This is a genomic window from Pseudomonas sp. Y24-6 (assembly GCF_020295325.1).
Lineage (GTDB): Bacteria > Pseudomonadota > Gammaproteobacteria > Pseudomonadales > Pseudomonadaceae > Aquipseudomonas > Aquipseudomonas gregormendelii.
In genome coordinates, this window is sequence record NZ_JACBXG010000005.1 from 139,161 (window position 1) to 155,002 (window position 15,842).

The window sequence follows — 15,842 nt, forward strand, 5'->3', positions numbered from 1 at the left end:
GCCCCCCAGTTCGCGCTGGGGGGCCTTTTTTTGGGGTATCTGATGGGCCCCCGCCAGCCAACAGCACTCAACCGCGGGGCAGGAAGGCGTCGGCCAATAGTTGATTGCGCGGCAGTCCCGCCAGGTACAGGCGCCGGGCAAAGGCATCAACGCTGTCGGGGCCGCCGCATAGCAAGGCCTGGGTCTGCCGGGAAACCAGGCGCAGTTGTGCCAGTGTCGTGGGCAGATCCGCCGGGGTCCACAGCTCGATGCTGAGGTTCGGGCGGGTGGCGGCCATGGCCTGTAGCGGCTTGGCCAGGTAGTGCTCGCTGGGGTCGTGGGCCAGGTGAATCACGCGGATGGACCCTTGGTGATCCTGCAGCAATGCCTCGCGCAGGATGCCGAACAACGGCCCCAGCCCAGTGCCCGCCGCCAACAGCCATAGCGGGCGGTCGTGCCAGTCCGCATCATAGTGCAGTGCCCCGCCGCGCAACTCGCCAAGACGGATCGAATCGCCGATCTGCATCAGCCGGGCGGCATCGCTGAACGCGCCCGGTTGCCGGCAATCGATGTGAAACTCCAGGAACCGGTCTTCCTGAGGCAGGCTGGCAAGCGAGTAGGGTCGTGCGACTTGTCCCGCCCACAGCACCAGATGCTGCCCGGCGCTATAACGCAAAGGGCGTTGTGGCACCAGGCGCAGGCGCAACACATGGGCGCTGAGCCAATCGATCGCACTCACCTCGGCGGGGCGACCATCGTGCTGTGGATCGAAGGCATGCACCTGCAGATCCTCCACCACCTGGCACTGACAGGCCAGCCGCCAACCCTGCTGGCGCTGCTCGGGACTGAGGGCGTCGGGCCGGGTGTCGCTGGGCAGCCCTTGCAGGCACTGCACCAGGCACGCGTGACAGCTGCCGGCGCGGCAGCTATATGGCACGGCCTCGCCGTTGCTGTTCAACGCGTCGAGCAGGTTGCTGCCCGGCGCGACCGACCACCGCCGCTCGCCCACGCGCAACTCAGGCATCGGCGTTCTCCCACGCCGCCGCGCAGCGATTGCGCCCGTCGCGTTTGGCGCGATAAAGCGCCTGGTCGGCGCGGTGCAAGGCATCGTCCAGATCGTCACCCAACTCCAGCAATGTCATGCCCGCCGACAGGCTGAGGTGGCTGACGCTGATGCCGATCAGCTCGACGTCGGTAAAGGCGATGCGCAAACGCTCGCAACATGAAGTCAGGCGCTCGGCATTGCAGTCGGGCAGCAGCACCACGAACTCTTCGCCGCCATAGCGGGCGAGTACGTCACCTTCGCGCAGACAGGCGCTGGCGACCGCCGCAAACGCCTGCAGCACCTGATCGCCGGCAGCATGGCCGTGGACATCATTGATTCGCTTGAAGTGATCCAGGTCGATCAGTGCCAGGCCGTGCACGACATCAGCATCCATCGCGTTCAACTCGCGGGTCGCCAGGCGCAGGAAGTGCCGGCGGTTGAACAGGCCGGTCAGCTCATCGGTGGCCACCAGGTCTTCGAGCTGGCGCATCATTCCGCGCAGGGTGTCCTGGTGCGCCTGCAAGGCAAAACGGCGCTGGCGCATGCGCTGTCGCGAGGCCTGGACATAACGGGCGTAAAACACCAGCCAGACCAGCACGATAAACAGCAGGCAAACCTGCAGGATGGCCAGAGCCGGGTCAGCCAGCTGAAAATGGTAACCGTCCCACAGTGTGATAGCGCTGAAACTGAAGAACACCAGCAGCGCGCAACGAATGAACGCATGGCGCGACAGATGGAACAGGCCAAACAGCAGGATCAATACATAAAAGACCAGGAACGCGCCGCGGGCATCGTCCAGGTGGGCAATCAACCAGGTTTGCCAGGCCAGGCCCAGCAGCACCTGTGCTTCGGTCAGACTGGGGTCGGCAAGGCGCAGGTTGCGGCCACTGTAGAAATACCCGAACAGTGCCACCTGAGTGATGACCACCAGCACACTGCCAATGACCACACTGGCAAGGGGCGCATCGTAATGGCCGGTAAAAAAAGCCAGCCACAGTAGCAGCAAGGCCAGGGCATAGGTACCGGCGGCGAGGGCGAAGCGTTTGAGTAAAAGTCGTTGGATGGCGTTATGGGTCAATCGTTGACTCACCGTGCGAAAAAAACGCTGTTTGAGTGTCCTACTCTACAGTCCGGATGCCACTTTAGTGGCGAGCCTGATAAATGACCAATCAATTCTAAGATCGAAAAAATGGCGTCAAAACCATGACTCGACTTGCTGGTCAATCCTGCCTTCGATGACGCCTGAACCCTATGCGACCAACGAATGACCTCTGGCGGGTGTTTACCAAACCGAGGCGCGCTATACTGCCGCGCCTTTTTAGCGTCGCGCCAGCAGCCCCGGCGTGCCTTGAAAGGTGCTTGCAACCGACCGATGCACCCAAGCTGCAAGCACCTTATTGAATGTTCCCGTCTTTAAGAGGAGCGCGACTCATGACCGTGATCAAGCAAGACGACCTGATTCAGAGCGTTGCTGACGCCCTGCAGTTCATTTCCTATTACCACCCCGTGGATTTCATCCAGGCGATGCACGAAGCCTACCTGCGCGAAGAATCGCCAGCGGCCCGTGATTCGATGGCACAGATCCTGATCAACTCGCGCATGTGCGCCACCGGCCACCGCCCGATCTGCCAGGACACCGGCATCGTCACCGTGTTCGTCCGCGTGGGCATGGACGTACGTTGGGATGGCGCCACGATGGGCCTGGACGACATGATCAACGAGGGCGTACGTCGCGCCTACAACCTGCCGGAAAACGTCCTGCGCGCTTCGATCCTCGCCGACCCGGCAGGCGCTCGCAAGAACACCAAAGACAACACCCCGGCAGTTATCCACTACTCCATCGTTCCGGGTAACACCGTTGAAGTGGACGTGGCGGCCAAGGGCGGCGGCTCCGAGAACAAGTCGAAGATGGCCATGCTCAACCCGTCCGACTCGATCGTCGACTGGGTCTTGAAAACCGTGCCAACCATGGGTGCCGGCTGGTGCCCACCGGGCATGCTCGGCATCGGCATTGGCGGCACCGCCGAGAAAGCTGCGGTGATGGCCAAGGAAGTGTTGATGGAATCCATCGACATTCACGAGCTGAAGAAGCGCGGCCCGTCCAACCGTATCGAAGAGATGCGCCTGGAGCTGTTCGAGAAGGTCAACCAGCTGGGCATCGGTGCCCAGGGCCTCGGAGGCCTGACCACCGTGCTCGACGTGAAGATCATGGACTACCCGACCCACGCCGCTTCGTTGCCGGTGTGCATGATCCCCAACTGCGCCGCTACTCGTCACGCGCACTTCGTGCTCGACGGTTCCGGCCCGGCCTCGCTGGAGGCGCCACCGCTGGACGCCTACCCGGAAATCGTCTGGGAAGCCGGCCCGTCGGCTCGTCGCGTCAACCTCGACACCCTGACCCCGGAAGAAGTGCAGAGCTGGAAGCCGGGCGAAACGGTCCTGCTCAACGGCAAGATGCTCACCGGCCGCGATGCTGCGCACAAGCGCATGGTCGAGATGCTGAACAAGGGCGAAACCCTGCCGGTGGACCTCAAGGGTCGCTTCATCTATTACGTCGGCCCGGTTGATCCGGTGCGCGAAGAAGTGGTTGGCCCTGCCGGCCCGACCACTGCAACGCGGATGGACAAGTTCACCCGCCAGATCCTCGAGCAAACCGGCCTGCTGGGCATGATCGGCAAATCCGAGCGCGGCCCGACCGCCATCGAAGCGATCAAGGACCACAAAGCCGTTTACCTGATGGCAGTGGGCGGCGCGGCTTACCTGGTGGCGCAAGCCATCAAGAAATCCCGCGTGGTGGCTTTCGCCGAATTGGGCATGGAAGCGATCTACGAGTTCGACGTGAAAGACATGCCGGTAACCGTTGCAGTGGATAGCAAGGGTGAATCGGTACACATCACCGGTCCTGCCATCTGGCAGAAAAAGATCAGTGAAAGCCTGGCGGTAGAAGTGCAGTAAGCCTTTCAGACACGTCTGGCAAAGGCGACAGGGGTCATGCTCCTGTCGCCTTTTTTATGGCTCATGCTATGGTGCGCGCCCACCGTCCCGTTGTGTAACGCCCAGCATGTTCGAGTCCTCTCGCCCCTTGCGCCTGACGCTCTACTCCCTCGTCATCGTTGCCGGCGCCGTCATCGCCGCCACCCTGGCCATGCGCCATGCCGAGCGCCAGGCATTGGTGGAGGACGCTGCCCGGGCCAACCAGCAGCTGGGTTTGTACGCGACCTCGCTGCACACCTTGATCGAACGCTACCGCGCCCTGCCCGCTGTGCTGGCCCTGGACCCTGAGTTGCGTTCGGCACTCGATGGACCATTGACGGCCCAACAGCAGGACCTGCTCAACCGCAAGCTGGAAAAGATCAACGGCGCCGCCGAGTCTTCGACCCTGGAACTGCTCGATGAAACCGGTCTCGCCGTGGCCGCGAGCAACTGGCGCCTGCCCAGCAGTTACGTCGGCCACAACTATGGCTTTCGTCCCTACTTCAGCCAGACCCGCACCCTGGGGTCCGGACGCTTCTATGCAGTGGGGGTGACCAGCGGGATTCCCGGTTATTTCCTGTCCAGTGCGGTGACTGCCGACGATGGGCGCTTCCTCGGTGCCATGGTGGTCAAGCTCGAGTTTCCCGAGCTGGAGCGTGAATGGCGCCAGGGCAGCGATACTTTGCTGGTCAGCGATGCCCGCGGCGTGATCTTCATTGCCAATCAGCCAGGCTGGCGTTATCGCTTGCTCAAACCACTGAATGACAGCGATCACGCCGAACTCAAGGCCACCCGCCAGTACGACAAGCAGCCCCTGAAACAGCTGGACTATCAGCCCCTGCAGAGTTTCGACGACAACAGTCACCTGGCGCGGGTCGATGGCCCGGATGGCAAAGTTGACTACCTGTGGGAATCCCTGCCCCTGGCCGCCGAAGGCTGGACCCTGCATCTGCTGCGTCGCCCGCAGGTGCCCTTTGAAGACAGCCGCACTGCTGCACTGGCTGCAGCCGGGTCGTGGCTGGCGCTGGTTTTCCTTCTGCTATTTCTCAATCAGCGTTGGCGTCTGGCCAGGATCCGCCAGCGCAGTCGCGAAGAGCTCGAGCGCCTGGTCGAAGAACGCACCCGCGACCTGCGCACCGCTCAGGATGGCCTGGTGCAGTCGGCCAAACTCGCCGCCCTGGGCCAGATGTCCGCCGCCCTGGCCCATGAAATCAACCAGCCGCTGACCGCCCAGCGCATGCAACTGGCCACCCTGCGCCTGTTGCTCGACCACGGCCGGGTAGATGACGCCTACAAGGCACTCAAACCGGTGGATGACATGCTGACGCGCATGGCTGCCCTGACCGGCCACCTCAAGACGTTTGCCCGCAAGAGCCCCAGCGGCCTGCGCGAACGCCTGGACCTGGCGACTGTGGTGGACCAGGCGCTGCAACTGCTCGAAACCCGACTGCGCGAGGAACAGGTCAGCACGGTGCTGCACCTGACGCGCCCGGCCTGGGTGCGTGGTGATTCGATTCGCCTGGAGCAGGTGCTGATCAATCTATTGCGCAACGCCCTGGACGCGATGCACGACAAGCCCTGCAAGCGCCTGGAAATCCGGTTGGAAGAAGATGAAAAGCTGTGGCGCCTGACCGTGTCCGATAATGGTGGCGGCATTGCCGAGGAACACCTGGCAAAAGTCTTCGATCCGTTTTTCACCACCAAACCCGTGGGCGATGGCCTGGGCATCGGGCTGGCCGTATCCTTTGCCATCGCTCACGAATCCGGCGGCCGCCTGAGCGCGACCAACCAGGGTAACGGCGCCGCTTTCACCCTCACCCTGCCGATCGACCAGGAGGCCCAGGGCCCATGCTCAACTCAGTGATCGTCGTCGACGACGAAAGCAGCATTCGTAGCGCCGTCGAACAATGGTTGAGCCTGTCAGGCTTCGAAGTGCAGTTGTTCAGTCGCGCCGAAGAGTGCCTGGCGCAGTTGCCCCGGCACTTTCCTGGCGTGATCCTCAGCGACGTGCGCATGCCCGGTATGACCGGCCTGGAGCTGTTGGCCGAGGTCCAGCGGCGCGATGCCGATTTGCCGGTGATCCTGCTGACCGGCCACGGCGATGTGCCGATGGCCGTGGACGCGATGCGCGACGGCGCCTACGACTTCCTCGAAAAGCCCTTCAGCCCCGAGACGTTACTCGGCAGCCTGCGACGCGCGCTAGACAAACGCCGGCTGGTGCTGGAAAACCGCGCCCTGCATGAACAGGCCGACAACCGCGCCAAGCTCGACGCCACACTGCTGGGAATATCCCGAGGACTGCAGACGTTACGCCGGCAAGTGCTGGAACTGGCGGCATTGCCGGTCAATGTGTTGATCCGCGGTGAAACCGGCAGTGGCAAGGAGCTGGTTGCTCGCTGCCTGCACGACTTCGGGACACGGGCCGCCAAGCCCTTTGTGGCGCTCAATTGCGCAGCGATCCCCGAGCAATTGTTTGAGGCCGAACTGTTCGGCCATGAAAGTGGCGCATTCACCGGCGCCCAGGGCAAGCGCATCGGCAAGCTCGAATACGCCGACGGCGGCACGCTGTTTCTCGATGAAATCGAAAGTATGCCACTGGCCCAGCAAGTGAAATTGCTGCGAGTGCTACAGGAACAGAAACTCGAGCGCCTGGGTTCGAACCAGAGCATTCGCGTGGACCTGCGAATCATCGCCGCAACCAAGCCCGACCTGCTGGACGAAGCCCGGGCCGGACGCTTCCGTGAAGACCTGGCCTATCGCCTGAACGTCGCCGAACTGCGCCTGCCGCCGCTACGAGACCGGCGCGAGGACATCCCGCTGCTGTTCGAAACCTTCGCCCAGAGCGCCGCCGATCGCCTGGGCCGCACATTTCCACCACTGACCGGCGCGCAGTTAAGCCACTTGCTCAGCCATGACTGGCCCGGCAACGTCCGTGAACTGGCCAACGTAGCCGAGCGCCAGGTGCTGGGGCTCGATGAGCCGGCACCGGTGGGCAGCGAACCGGGGCAGTCACTGGCGGCTCGTCAGGAGGCTTTCGAAGAACACTGCCTGCGGGCGGCCTTGACCCGGCATAAAGGCGATGTGAAAGCGGTGCTCGAAGAGTTGCAACTGCCGCGCCGCACCTTCAATGAAAAGATGCAGCGCCATGGGCTGACTCGCGAGATGTTTTTGTAGCGCCTGGATCGGCCTCTTCGCGGGCAAGCCCGCTCCCACAGGTTTTGTGGCCGAGCACATATCCGTGTTCCACCTTGATCCCTTTGAGAGCCGGCTTGCCCGCGAAGAGGCCGTTGCTGCCAATACACATCTGCAAGCTGATAAGCGAATTTCCGCTCACCCCCATTTTCCAATAAGCGGAAATCCGCTTACGCACCCGTCCAAACCCCTCTAAACCGGCCCTCCCCCCGTTGGCACAGCTCCTGCTATAGCCCCCGCAGGCTGCGTTTCAATGCGCTCCAATACAACAATTAGATTAAGGATCCTTCAATGGATAACTCCAACACCCTGCCCGCAGGATCGGCTGCCGTGCCGGCCAAGACCAGAACCACCTCCAGTCGCATCAGATCGATCTTCAGCGGTTCGGTCGGCAACATGGTCGAGTGGTACGACTGGTACGTCTACGCCGCGTTCTCGCTGTACTTCGCCAAAGCCTTTTTCCCTAAAGGCGATACCACCGCACAGCTGCTCAATACCGCCGCGATTTTCGCCGTAGGCTTCCTGATGCGTCCGATCGGGGGCTGGCTGATGGGCCTGTACGCCGACAAGGTTGGTCGTAAAAAAGCATTGATGGCCTCGGTTTACCTGATGTGCTTCGGTTCGCTGCTGATCGCCCTGAGCCCGGGCTATGAAACCATCGGCATCGGCGCGCCGATCCTGCTGATTTTCGCCCGTTTGCTGCAAGGCCTGTCGGTCGGTGGCGAGTACGGCACCTCGGCCACTTACCTCAGCGAGATGGCGACCAAGGACCGTCGCGGTTTCTTCTCGAGCTTCCAGTACGTGACCCTGATCTCCGGCCAGCTCATCGCGCTGGGTGTACTGATCGTCCTGCAGAACGTCCTCACCACCGAGGAACTGTATGCCTGGGGCTGGCGCATCCCGTTCGCCATCGGTGCGCTGTGTGCCGTGGTTGCGCTCTACCTGCGTCGCGGCATGGAAGAGACCGAGTCCTTCACCAAGAAAGAAAAGGCCAAGGAAAGCGCCATGCGCACCTTGATGCGCCACCCCAAGGAACTGCTCACCGTGGTCGGCCTGACCATGGGCGGCACCCTGGCGTTCTACACCTACACCACCTACATGCAGAAGTACTTGGTGAACACGGTCGGTATGAGCATCTCCGACTCCACCACGATTTCGGCAGCCACGCTGTTCCTGTTCATGTGCCTGCAACCGCTGGTAGGCGGGCTCTCGGATAAAGTCGGTCGCCGACCGATCCTGATCGCCTTCGGCGTCCTTGGCACGCTGTTCACCGTGCCGATCCTGACCGCCCTGCACACCGTGCAGAGCTGGTGGGGCGCGTTCTTCCTGATCATGGCGGCGCTGATCATCGTCAGCGGATACACCTCGATCAACGCGGTTGTGAAAGCCGAACTGTTCCCGACCGAAATCCGTGCACTGGGTGTTGGCTTGCCTTACGCGCTGACCGTTTCGATCTTCGGCGGTACTGCTGAATACATCGCGCTGTGGTTCAAGAGCAGCGGCATGGAAACCGGCTACTACTGGTACGTGACCGGGTGTATCGCAGTGTCTTTGCTGGTGTATATCACCATGAAAGACACTCGCAAGCACTCGCGCATCACCACGGACTAAGTCCGCTGGCGTCATCAAAGGGGCAGTCCTTCGCGGGCCTGCCCCTTTTTCATTGTGGTGTCCACTGTAGGAGCGAGCTTGCTCGCGATGGACGACAACGATAACGTGGGCCGCCTGGAGGAACGCGTTTCCCGCACGTTCTTCGCGAGCAAGCTCGCTCCTGCAGAAGCCACCCGAAACGATCCCCAGGAACCCGTTCATGCCCGACGACATCCACTTCTACGAACCTGCCAACGGCCATGGCCTGCCCCACGATCCGTTCAACGCCATCGTCGGGCCGCGGCCCATCGGCTGGATTTCGTCCCAGGATGCCAACGGCCGCCTCAACCTGGCGCCCTACAGCTTTTTCAACGCCTTCAACTACATTCCGCCGATCATCGGGTTCTCCAGCGTCGGGCGCAAAGACAGCTTGAACAATATCGAGCAGACCGGCGAATTCGCCTGGAACCTGGCCACTCGTCCATTGGCCGAGCAGATGAATCAGAGCTGCGCGATGGTCGGGCCTGAGGTCAACGAATTCGAGTTGTCCGGGCTGACACCCGTTGCCTCGAAAGTGATCCAGGTGCCACGGGTTGCTGAAAGCCCGGTGTCCTTTGAATGCAAGGTTACGCAAATCATTCAGCTGCAACGGGCTGACGGCAATGTGGTGCCCAGCTGGCTGATACTCGGCGAAGTGGTGGCCGTGCACATTGCCAAATGGCTACTCAAGGATGGGGTGTACGACACCGCCGCGGCAGAACCGATTCTGCGCGGCGGCGGGCCGGCGGATTACTTCCAGCTGGGGCCGGAGGCACTGTTCAAGATGTTCCGCCCGGGGGCGACCCGGTAGCTACTGTTCAGATGACTACCAGATCAGTTCGCCGTCTTCGCCGACGCCCTTGAGGTGCGTCAGTTGCATGGCGGCAGCCTCGTCCGCCTCCTTGGCGGTCTTGAAGGTCTGTTCTTCCAGCAGCTTGTTGAAGCGCGGTGCGCCCGAGCTACCGATGGCTTTGGTGGCAATCGCCGCGTAGTAACCGCCCTCGCGGGGGACAACGGCCGATACGGCTTCGAAGGTTTCAAAGGCTTTACGTGCCATGTCGGGCATCCTGGCTGATTGAGAATGCCGTCATTAAACCCTCAACCCGCCATTTTGTGTACCCAGGACCGGGTCTGTCCGAGCGCCTGGGCGGCTGATACTTGCTCGAAGGTATGAAAATCCAGGCTGTTGACCACCAGGTCCTCCACCAACTCGGCAAAAATCTGCATGGCCGGGGTGCTGAAGTAGGCGGTCATGGCCTGTTGATCGAGCCAGAAACCGGACACCAGCCACAACTCCGGATCGCATTGTGAATGTTGCAAGGCGAAGCTCAGGCAGCCCGGTGCAGTACGCGACGGTTCTATCAGGGCACTGAGACGCGCGCCCAGTTCCGCCGAACGCCCGGCACGAGCACGAACAAAGGCCATATGGCTGACGGGGATTTGCGTAGACATGTTAAACCCTCCCAGGTACTCAAGTGGCAGCCGTGGGACGGGCTGCGACAGGATCAAAGGTTAAGCGCGCCCGGGAGAACGCGGTTAGTCGATTCCTGCCGGCTTGTTGCACGATCCTGCCACGCTTCTCCGGGAACCTGTAACAACCTGTAAATCCTGTCACAGCGTTGAAATATGACTTTCAAGCAAGTTTGCCCGGCTAGCGCCCGCCGCCAACGTGAAACACTTGAGCGCGTTGCAGAATCAGGCAAGCATTTCGCAGGATGTGTCTACCGTTGTTCCTTGCACAAATTTAAGCTCTGCTCATCCCACCACTTCGCCGAGGATGCCGTGCATGTCGTCGCTCGATCACTTTGAAGCCCCGCTGGACGCCGACATGGAGAAACAGCGGGCGGAGCTGGCCGCGATCATTCGCCGCAACACGCTGGATGATGGCACCTATGCCACGGCCGTCGGCTCGCTGTTCATGTCGCGCCACAGCAAGTCCCACGATTTTGCCCCGGTGCTCGCGCAACCGGCTCTGTGCATCATGGCCCAGGGGCGAAAAGAGGTGCGCCTGGCCGATGAGTTTTTCAATTACGACCCGCTGAATTACCTGGTGGTGTCGGTCTCGATGCCGCTGAGTGGGCGGGTGCTGAATGTCACTTGCGAAGAACCGATACTGGCCGTGCGCCTGGACATCGACCCGGCGGAAATTACCGCGCTGATTGCCGACGCCGGCCCCCTTGGCGTGCCGACCCGCCCCGCGGGACGCGGCCTGTACGTGGAGCAGATCGATACCGCGATGCTCGACGCCGTGCTGCGCCTGGCCCGCCTGCTCAATTCACCCAAGGACATCGGCATGCTTGCGCCGCTGATTCGCCGCGAGATTCTCTACCGCCTGCTGCGCAGCCCGCAGGGGCATCGCCTGTATGAGATTGCCATTGCCAACAGCCAGAGCCATCGCATCAGCCAGGCGATCAAATGGCTCAATGGCAATTACGAGCAACCGTTGCGCATCGATGACCTGGCCAAGGAAGTAAACCTTAGTGTGTCGACGCTGCATCACCGGTTCAAGGCAATGACCGCGATGAGTCCGCTGCAGTATCAGAAGCAGCTGCGTTTGCAGGAGGCGCGGCGGTTGATGCTGGCCGAAGGGCTGGATGCGTCGGCGGCGGGGTATCGAGTGGGGTATGAGAGCCCGTCGCAGTTCAGCCGGGAGTACAGCCGGCTGTTCGGTGCGCCGCCGTTAAGGGATTTGGCGCGGTTGCGGTTGTCGGTGTAATCCAAATAGTGTCGGGTGGCAACTGGCCTCATCGCGGGCAAGCCCGCTCCCACAGTAATCTGTAGCGTTCACAGAACCTGTGGGAGCGGGCTTGCCCGCGATGAGGCCGCAAAGGCCGCCATCGAATCTGGATCAGGCGCCGAGCACCCGGCACGCCTCGGCCGGCAGGGTCACCGATACCGGGTTGCCGATGCTCAGGCCGAAGCCCTGGCAAGGCGTACTCAAGGCAGTAAACGACACCCCCGAACACTCCACCGTGGTTTCAATCGTCGCGCCGATGTCGCGCACGAACGTCACCCTGCCGAGCAGACGGTTTCCCGCCGTGGCCTGGGGCTGCGACAGCTGGAGGTCCTCGGGACGAATCAGCATCTTGACCTTCGCCCCCGCCACTATGCTGCTGCAGATCGGCACTTGCAGGGCGTCCCCCCCGGGCAAACCGACCTTGCCATTGCCTAGCGCCGTAGCCGGGAATATGTTGCCCGAGCCGATGAAGTCGGCAACGAACTCGTTGGCCGGATGCCGGTAAATCTCGATGGGCGTCCCGACCTGCTGTACCCGATGTTCGCCCAACACGACGACGATATCGGCCATGGTCATGGCCTCACGCTGGTCGTGGGTGACCATGATGGTGGTGATGTTCAGGCGCTGTTGCAGTTGGCGGATTTCTACCTGCATCGATTCCCGCAGCTTGGCGTCCAGCGCCGACAGCGGTTCATCCAGCAACAGGATTTTCGGGTGTGAGGCAATTGCCCGGGCGATCGCCACGCGCTGGCGTTGCCCGCCGGACAACTTGGACACCGGGCGATCAATCATCTCCTGCAACTGAATCAGCTGCAGCAACTCCACCACCCGCGCCTGTTGATCAGCCTTGCTGACCCCACGCAGCTTCAAAGGGTAAGCGATGTTCTCCCCCACGGTCATGTGCGGAAACAGCGCCAGGGATTGGAACACCATGCCGAAATTGCGCAGATGCGCCGGGGTGTGGCCGATGTCTTCACCGTCCAGGCGGATCTCCCCGCCCGAGAGGGTTTCGAGCCCGGCGATCATGCGCAGCAGGGTGGTTTTCCCGCAGCCCGAGGGGCCGAGAAAACACACCAGCTTGCCCTCGGGCAAATGCAGGTTCACATCCTTGACCGCGCAGGCCGAGCCGTAGTGTTTTTCGACGTTTTCCAGAATCAGACCAGTCATGTTGCACCTCAAATCAAAAGGAAACGCCGCCCTCGCCCACCAGCTTCTCCAACGCCCAGATCAGGACGAAGTCGATCAGCACGATCAGCACGGCAAAGGAAAAGACAGTCGGGTCAAGCGATGACACGGTGCGGCTGTACATCCAGATCGGCACGGTCATGACATCAATGGTGTAGAGGAAGTAGGTCACGGTGAACTCGTTGAACGAGACGATGAACGCCAACAGCATCCCCGCCAGGATTCCCGACTTCATCAACGGCACCACCACGTCAACGATCGCCCGGGTGGGCGACGCGCCGAGCATCTGCGCAGCCTCTTCGACCTCACTGCCGATGGACAGCATCGCTGCGGTGCAATTCTTCACCACGAAGGGTAATGCCAGGATCACGTGCGCAATCACCAGGCGCGAGGTGGTCATCTGGAACGGCAGGCTGTCGAAAACCAGCAGCAAGGCCAGGCCCAGTACCACCATGGGAAACACCAGCGGCAACGACATCAGTTGCAGCGCCACGCCCTTGCCGCGGAACTCGCAACGGGTCAGCGCATAGGCCGCAGGCACCGCGATGATCGTGGCGAAGACCATGGTCAGGCAAGCCACCATCAGGCTGGTGGTCATGGCTTTGCCCAGGCTCAGCACATCGCTGGAGTCGGGCGAGACAAAGCTGTTCCAGGCGGCCTTGTACCACTGCAGACTGTAGCTGCTGGGTGGGAAGTCGAGGTTTGAGGCGCCGCTGAATGACATGACGATCATCGTCAGGATCGGCAGCACCGCCAGCAGCAGGATAAAGCCCGACAGCACGCAGGCAAACTTGCCGGTATCGCCCGGCAGTAACGTATGACGCTTGTTGATCACAGTGCTCATTGCGAAGCCTCCATCCTGCGCCGACGCCGGCCAGTGAAATATTCCGACAGGGTCATGATCAGCAGCGTGGTGACAATCAGAACCACCCCGGCTGCGGAGGCGGCGGGCCAGTTCATCAGCGGGGCGATCTGGTCATGGACCATCACCGCCAACATCGGCACGCGCCGACCACCCAGCAACAAGGGCACTACGAAGCTGCTGGCGTTATAGGCGAACACCAGCGTCGCGCCGGTGATGATGCCCGGCAGACTCATCGGCAGTACCACCTGGCGGAATACCTGCAAGCGACTGGCGCCGAGGGTGGCCGCCGCCTCTTCGTAGGTGCGGGCGACTCCGCGCATGGCGCTGGCGATTGGCAGTACGGCCAGCGGGAAGGCGGTTTGCACCAGCCCCATCAGCACGCCGTTCTGGTTGTAGAGCAACATGATCGGACGCTTGATCAGACCCAGGCCCATCAAGGCCTGATTGAGCATTCCGCCAGGCCCGAGGATCACCAGCCAGCCATAACTTTGCAGCAGCAGGTTGACCAGCAAGGGCAGCAACACTGCTGCAAGGAAAATTCGCCGCACCAAGGGTGAGGTCAGGCGTGACATGGTGTAGGCCACCGGGATCGCCAGCACCACGGCAATCGCCGCGCTGATCAACGCCAGGCGCAGGGTCAGCAACAAGGATTTGAGGTAGTAAGGTTCCAGCAACTGCGCGTAGCTGGCCAGGCTGAAGCCGGTCCATTCCGCGCCTTTGGTGCCCACGCTCATGCGCAGTACCAGCAGGCTGGCGGCAATCAGCACGCCGAGGAACAGCATCGATGGCGTGAGAAAAAGCCAGGCGCGGGCGGTGGCTGACACGCCGCGTTTTGGCGGTGATGCCGCGATGTTGCCGGGGTGGGTCAGGGGTTGGTGTTCCATGGCTAGGGTCTCGTCAATTGCACAGGACGATCTGGTGCACCACCCCGGCAGGAGCTGCCGCTGGCTGAGATCTCTTGATCCTGAAAATCAAAGTCAAAAGATCGCAGCCTGCGGCAGCGCCTACAGGGGATCGTGCCTTGCAGGTCGTATGGCAGATCAGGAAGAAAAGATTTCCGTGTAGCGACGAATCCATTGGTCATGCACAGAGGCCAGGAAGGCGTTGTCGTGCATGATCGCCTTCTCGGCAATTTGCTCCGGCGTGAGGATGTACGGGCTCTTGCGGGCCTCGGCGGAGATGATCGCCTTGGCGTTGACCGGGCCGTTGTAGATGTCCTCGGCCATCTTGCCCTGCACCAGCGGGTCCAGGGAGTGGTTGATGAAGGCGTAGGCCAGGTCGGTATCGCCGGGGCGATTTTTCGGCATTACCGAGAGCATCAGGTCGGTGTAGAAGCCTTCTTTCATACCAAAGGTAGCACCCAGGCCGTAGGCCGGATCGCGGATCTGCTTGGGGAAAAAAGCCGGCGCATACAGGCCACCCATGTCCAGGGAACCGGTGCGGAACAGCTCGGCGATCTGGTTCGGGTTCTCGCCCAGCGTCACCACGCGGTCCTTGAGCTCTGCGAGCTTCCTGAAGCCCGGCTCGATGTTGTGCTCGTCACCACCGGCCAGCTTGGCGGCGATGATGATCAGGTCCATGGCCTCGGTCCAGTTCGGCGGAGGCAGGAAAATGTTCGGCGACAGGTCGGCGTCCCACAGGGCGGCGTAGCTGTCCGGTGCTTGCTGGATGGTGCGGGTGCTGTAGACCAGGCTGTTGCACCAGAGCAGGTAGCCAATCCCGTGGCCATTGGCACCGGTGCGGTATTTCTCCGGCACATCGACCAGGTTGGGAATGCGGTTGAGGTCGGGTTTTTCCAGGAGGTTGGCCGCCGCCAGGCCCTCGGCACCAACGCCAGCCAGGGTGATGATGTCGTACTGCGCACGATCGCCGCCGGCCTTGAGTTTGGCGACCATTTCCGAGGTGCTGCCGGTTCGGTCAGCGATGACCTTGCAGCCGTACTTGTCTTCAAAGGTCGCGGCGATGTTGCGCAGCGCGGCCAGGCCGGTGTCGTCGGACCAGGTCAGCAGGCGCAGGGTTTTACCCTGGAAGCGGGTGTCGCTGGCGTTGGCCTTGATGAACGGCATGCTCATGGCCGCCGCAGCTACCGAGGCTACGCCCACGGTCTTGATGAATTGACGTCTGTTCAGATCATGCTCGCCCATTACGGACTCCCTTTGTTTTTGTAGGTATAAGGCAGGTCGAAACTGTTGCATCCGCGTCCGGATCAGCGTTATCCCTCGTATTTTCGGGGGTTG

At 61.7% G+C, this 15,842-nt stretch carries 14 protein-coding genes; 6 read left to right on the top strand and 8 right to left on the bottom strand.

Annotated elements, in window-relative coordinates; translation table 11 throughout:
• Positions 1–67: 67 nt before the first annotated feature.
• Entirely contained in the window at positions 68–1,003 is a 936-nt protein-coding gene (locus HYI44_RS11600) for an iron-sulfur-binding ferredoxin reductase (protein WP_122840120.1), read from the bottom strand.
• On the bottom strand, positions 996–2,102 hold the full coding sequence (locus HYI44_RS11605; protein ID WP_225569467.1) for a sensor domain-containing diguanylate cyclase: 1,107 nt from the start codon (positions 2,100–2,102) through the stop codon (positions 996–998). Before HYI44_RS11605 ends, HYI44_RS11600 begins: the two co-directional genes overlap by 8 nt.
• Before the next feature lie 353 nt (positions 2,103–2,455).
• Between HYI44_RS11605 and HYI44_RS11610 the strand changes: the two genes are divergently transcribed.
• The 5 genes from HYI44_RS11610 to HYI44_RS11630 all read left to right on the top strand — a co-directional run bounded on the left by HYI44_RS11610 (position 2,456) and on the right by HYI44_RS11630 (position 9,629).
• Complete coding sequence (locus HYI44_RS11610) at positions 2,456–3,979, top strand: fumarate hydratase (RefSeq protein ID WP_045058265.1); 1,524 nt, start codon at positions 2,456–2,458, stop codon at positions 3,977–3,979.
• 106 nt (positions 3,980–4,085) lie between these two features.
• Positions 4,086–5,861 carry an ATP-binding protein gene (locus HYI44_RS11615; RefSeq protein ID WP_122840118.1) on the top strand — a complete coding sequence of 592 codons (1,776 nt, stop codon included), beginning with the start codon at positions 4,086–4,088 and terminating at the stop codon, positions 5,859–5,861.
• On the top strand, positions 5,846–7,171 hold the full coding sequence (locus HYI44_RS11620) for a sigma-54-dependent transcriptional regulator (protein ID WP_225569468.1): 1,326 nt from the start codon (positions 5,846–5,848) through the stop codon (positions 7,169–7,171). The genes HYI44_RS11615 and HYI44_RS11620 overlap by 16 nt, the downstream gene beginning before the upstream one ends.
• 309 nt (positions 7,172–7,480) lie before the next feature.
• Complete coding sequence (locus HYI44_RS11625) at positions 7,481–8,800, top strand: MFS transporter (protein WP_122840116.1); 1,320 nt, start codon at positions 7,481–7,483, stop codon at positions 8,798–8,800.
• A 199-nt stretch (positions 8,801–8,999) separates the two neighbouring features.
• Positions 9,000–9,629 carry a flavin reductase family protein gene (locus HYI44_RS11630; protein ID WP_045058270.1) on the top strand — a complete coding sequence of 210 codons (630 nt, stop codon included), beginning with the start codon at positions 9,000–9,002 and terminating at the stop codon, positions 9,627–9,629.
• Positions 9,630–9,644: 15 nt separating this feature from the next.
• Here the strand turns inward: HYI44_RS11630 and HYI44_RS11635 are convergent, their stop codons facing one another.
• Both HYI44_RS11635 and HYI44_RS11640 read right to left on the bottom strand, forming a co-directional pair.
• A complete protein-coding gene (locus HYI44_RS11635; RefSeq protein ID WP_045058271.1) occupies positions 9,645–9,875 on the bottom strand; it encodes a hypothetical protein in 231 nt (76 codons plus the stop codon).
• Between the two features lie 41 nt (positions 9,876–9,916).
• On the bottom strand, positions 9,917–10,270 hold the full coding sequence (locus HYI44_RS11640) for a putative quinol monooxygenase (protein WP_122840115.1): 354 nt from the start codon (positions 10,268–10,270) through the stop codon (positions 9,917–9,919).
• 334 nt (positions 10,271–10,604) lie between these two features.
• Between HYI44_RS11640 and HYI44_RS11645 the strand changes: the two genes are divergently transcribed.
• Positions 10,605–11,534, top strand: coding sequence for an AraC family transcriptional regulator (locus HYI44_RS11645; protein ID WP_225569469.1), 930 nt, complete (start codon positions 10,605–10,607; stop codon positions 11,532–11,534).
• A gap of 132 nt (positions 11,535–11,666) precedes the next feature.
• On the opposite strand, the gene HYI44_RS11650 is transcribed toward HYI44_RS11645, so the two are convergent.
• From HYI44_RS11650 to HYI44_RS11665, 4 genes are all read right to left on the bottom strand, one after another.
• The gene (locus HYI44_RS11650) at positions 11,667–12,722 is read right to left on the bottom strand and encodes an ABC transporter ATP-binding protein (RefSeq protein WP_045058274.1); all 1,056 of its coding nucleotides are present in this window, start codon (positions 12,720–12,722) and stop codon (positions 11,667–11,669) included.
• Between the two features lie 13 nt (positions 12,723–12,735).
• On the bottom strand, positions 12,736–13,584 hold the full coding sequence (locus tag HYI44_RS11655) for an ABC transporter permease (protein ID WP_225569470.1): 849 nt from the start codon (positions 13,582–13,584) through the stop codon (positions 12,736–12,738).
• Entirely contained in the window at positions 13,581–14,489 is a 909-nt protein-coding gene (locus HYI44_RS11660) for an ABC transporter permease (protein WP_122840111.1), read from the bottom strand. Before HYI44_RS11660 ends, HYI44_RS11655 begins: the two co-directional genes overlap by 4 nt.
• A gap of 156 nt (positions 14,490–14,645) precedes the next feature.
• On the bottom strand, positions 14,646–15,749 hold the full coding sequence (locus tag HYI44_RS11665) for an extracellular solute-binding protein (RefSeq protein WP_205891680.1): 1,104 nt from the start codon (positions 15,747–15,749) through the stop codon (positions 14,646–14,648).
• Positions 15,750–15,842 lie beyond the last annotated feature (93 nt).

Excerpts from the sequence above, each read along its gene's own strand:
- HYI44_RS11600 (WP_122840120.1), bottom strand. The coding sequence starts at position 1,003 with ATGCCTGAGTTGCGCGTGGGCGAGCGGCGGTGGTCGGTCGCGCCGGGC.
- HYI44_RS11610 (WP_045058265.1), top strand. The coding sequence starts at position 2,456 with ATGACCGTGATCAAGCAAGACGACCTGATTCAGAGCGTTGCTGACGCC.
- HYI44_RS11615 (WP_122840118.1), top strand. The coding sequence starts at position 4,086 with ATGTTCGAGTCCTCTCGCCCCTTGCGCCTGACGCTCTACTCCCTCGTC.
- HYI44_RS11620 (WP_225569468.1), top strand. The coding sequence starts at position 5,846 with ATGCTCAACTCAGTGATCGTCGTCGACGACGAAAGCAGCATTCGTAGC.
- HYI44_RS11625 (WP_122840116.1), top strand. The coding sequence starts at position 7,481 with ATGGATAACTCCAACACCCTGCCCGCAGGATCGGCTGCCGTGCCGGCC.
- HYI44_RS11630 (WP_045058270.1), top strand. The coding sequence starts at position 9,000 with ATGCCCGACGACATCCACTTCTACGAACCTGCCAACGGCCATGGCCTG.
- HYI44_RS11635 (WP_045058271.1), bottom strand. The coding sequence starts at position 9,875 with ATGGCACGTAAAGCCTTTGAAACCTTCGAAGCCGTATCGGCCGTTGTC.
- HYI44_RS11640 (WP_122840115.1), bottom strand. The coding sequence starts at position 10,270 with ATGTCTACGCAAATCCCCGTCAGCCATATGGCCTTTGTTCGTGCTCGT.
- HYI44_RS11645 (WP_225569469.1), top strand. The coding sequence starts at position 10,605 with ATGTCGTCGCTCGATCACTTTGAAGCCCCGCTGGACGCCGACATGGAG.
- HYI44_RS11650 (WP_045058274.1), bottom strand. The coding sequence starts at position 12,722 with ATGACTGGTCTGATTCTGGAAAACGTCGAAAAACACTACGGCTCGGCC.
- HYI44_RS11655 (WP_225569470.1), bottom strand. The coding sequence starts at position 13,584 with ATGAGCACTGTGATCAACAAGCGTCATACGTTACTGCCGGGCGATACC.
- HYI44_RS11660 (WP_122840111.1), bottom strand. The coding sequence starts at position 14,489 with ATGGAACACCAACCCCTGACCCACCCCGGCAACATCGCGGCATCACCG.
- HYI44_RS11665 (WP_205891680.1), bottom strand. The coding sequence starts at position 15,749 with ATGGGCGAGCATGATCTGAACAGACGTCAATTCATCAAGACCGTGGGC.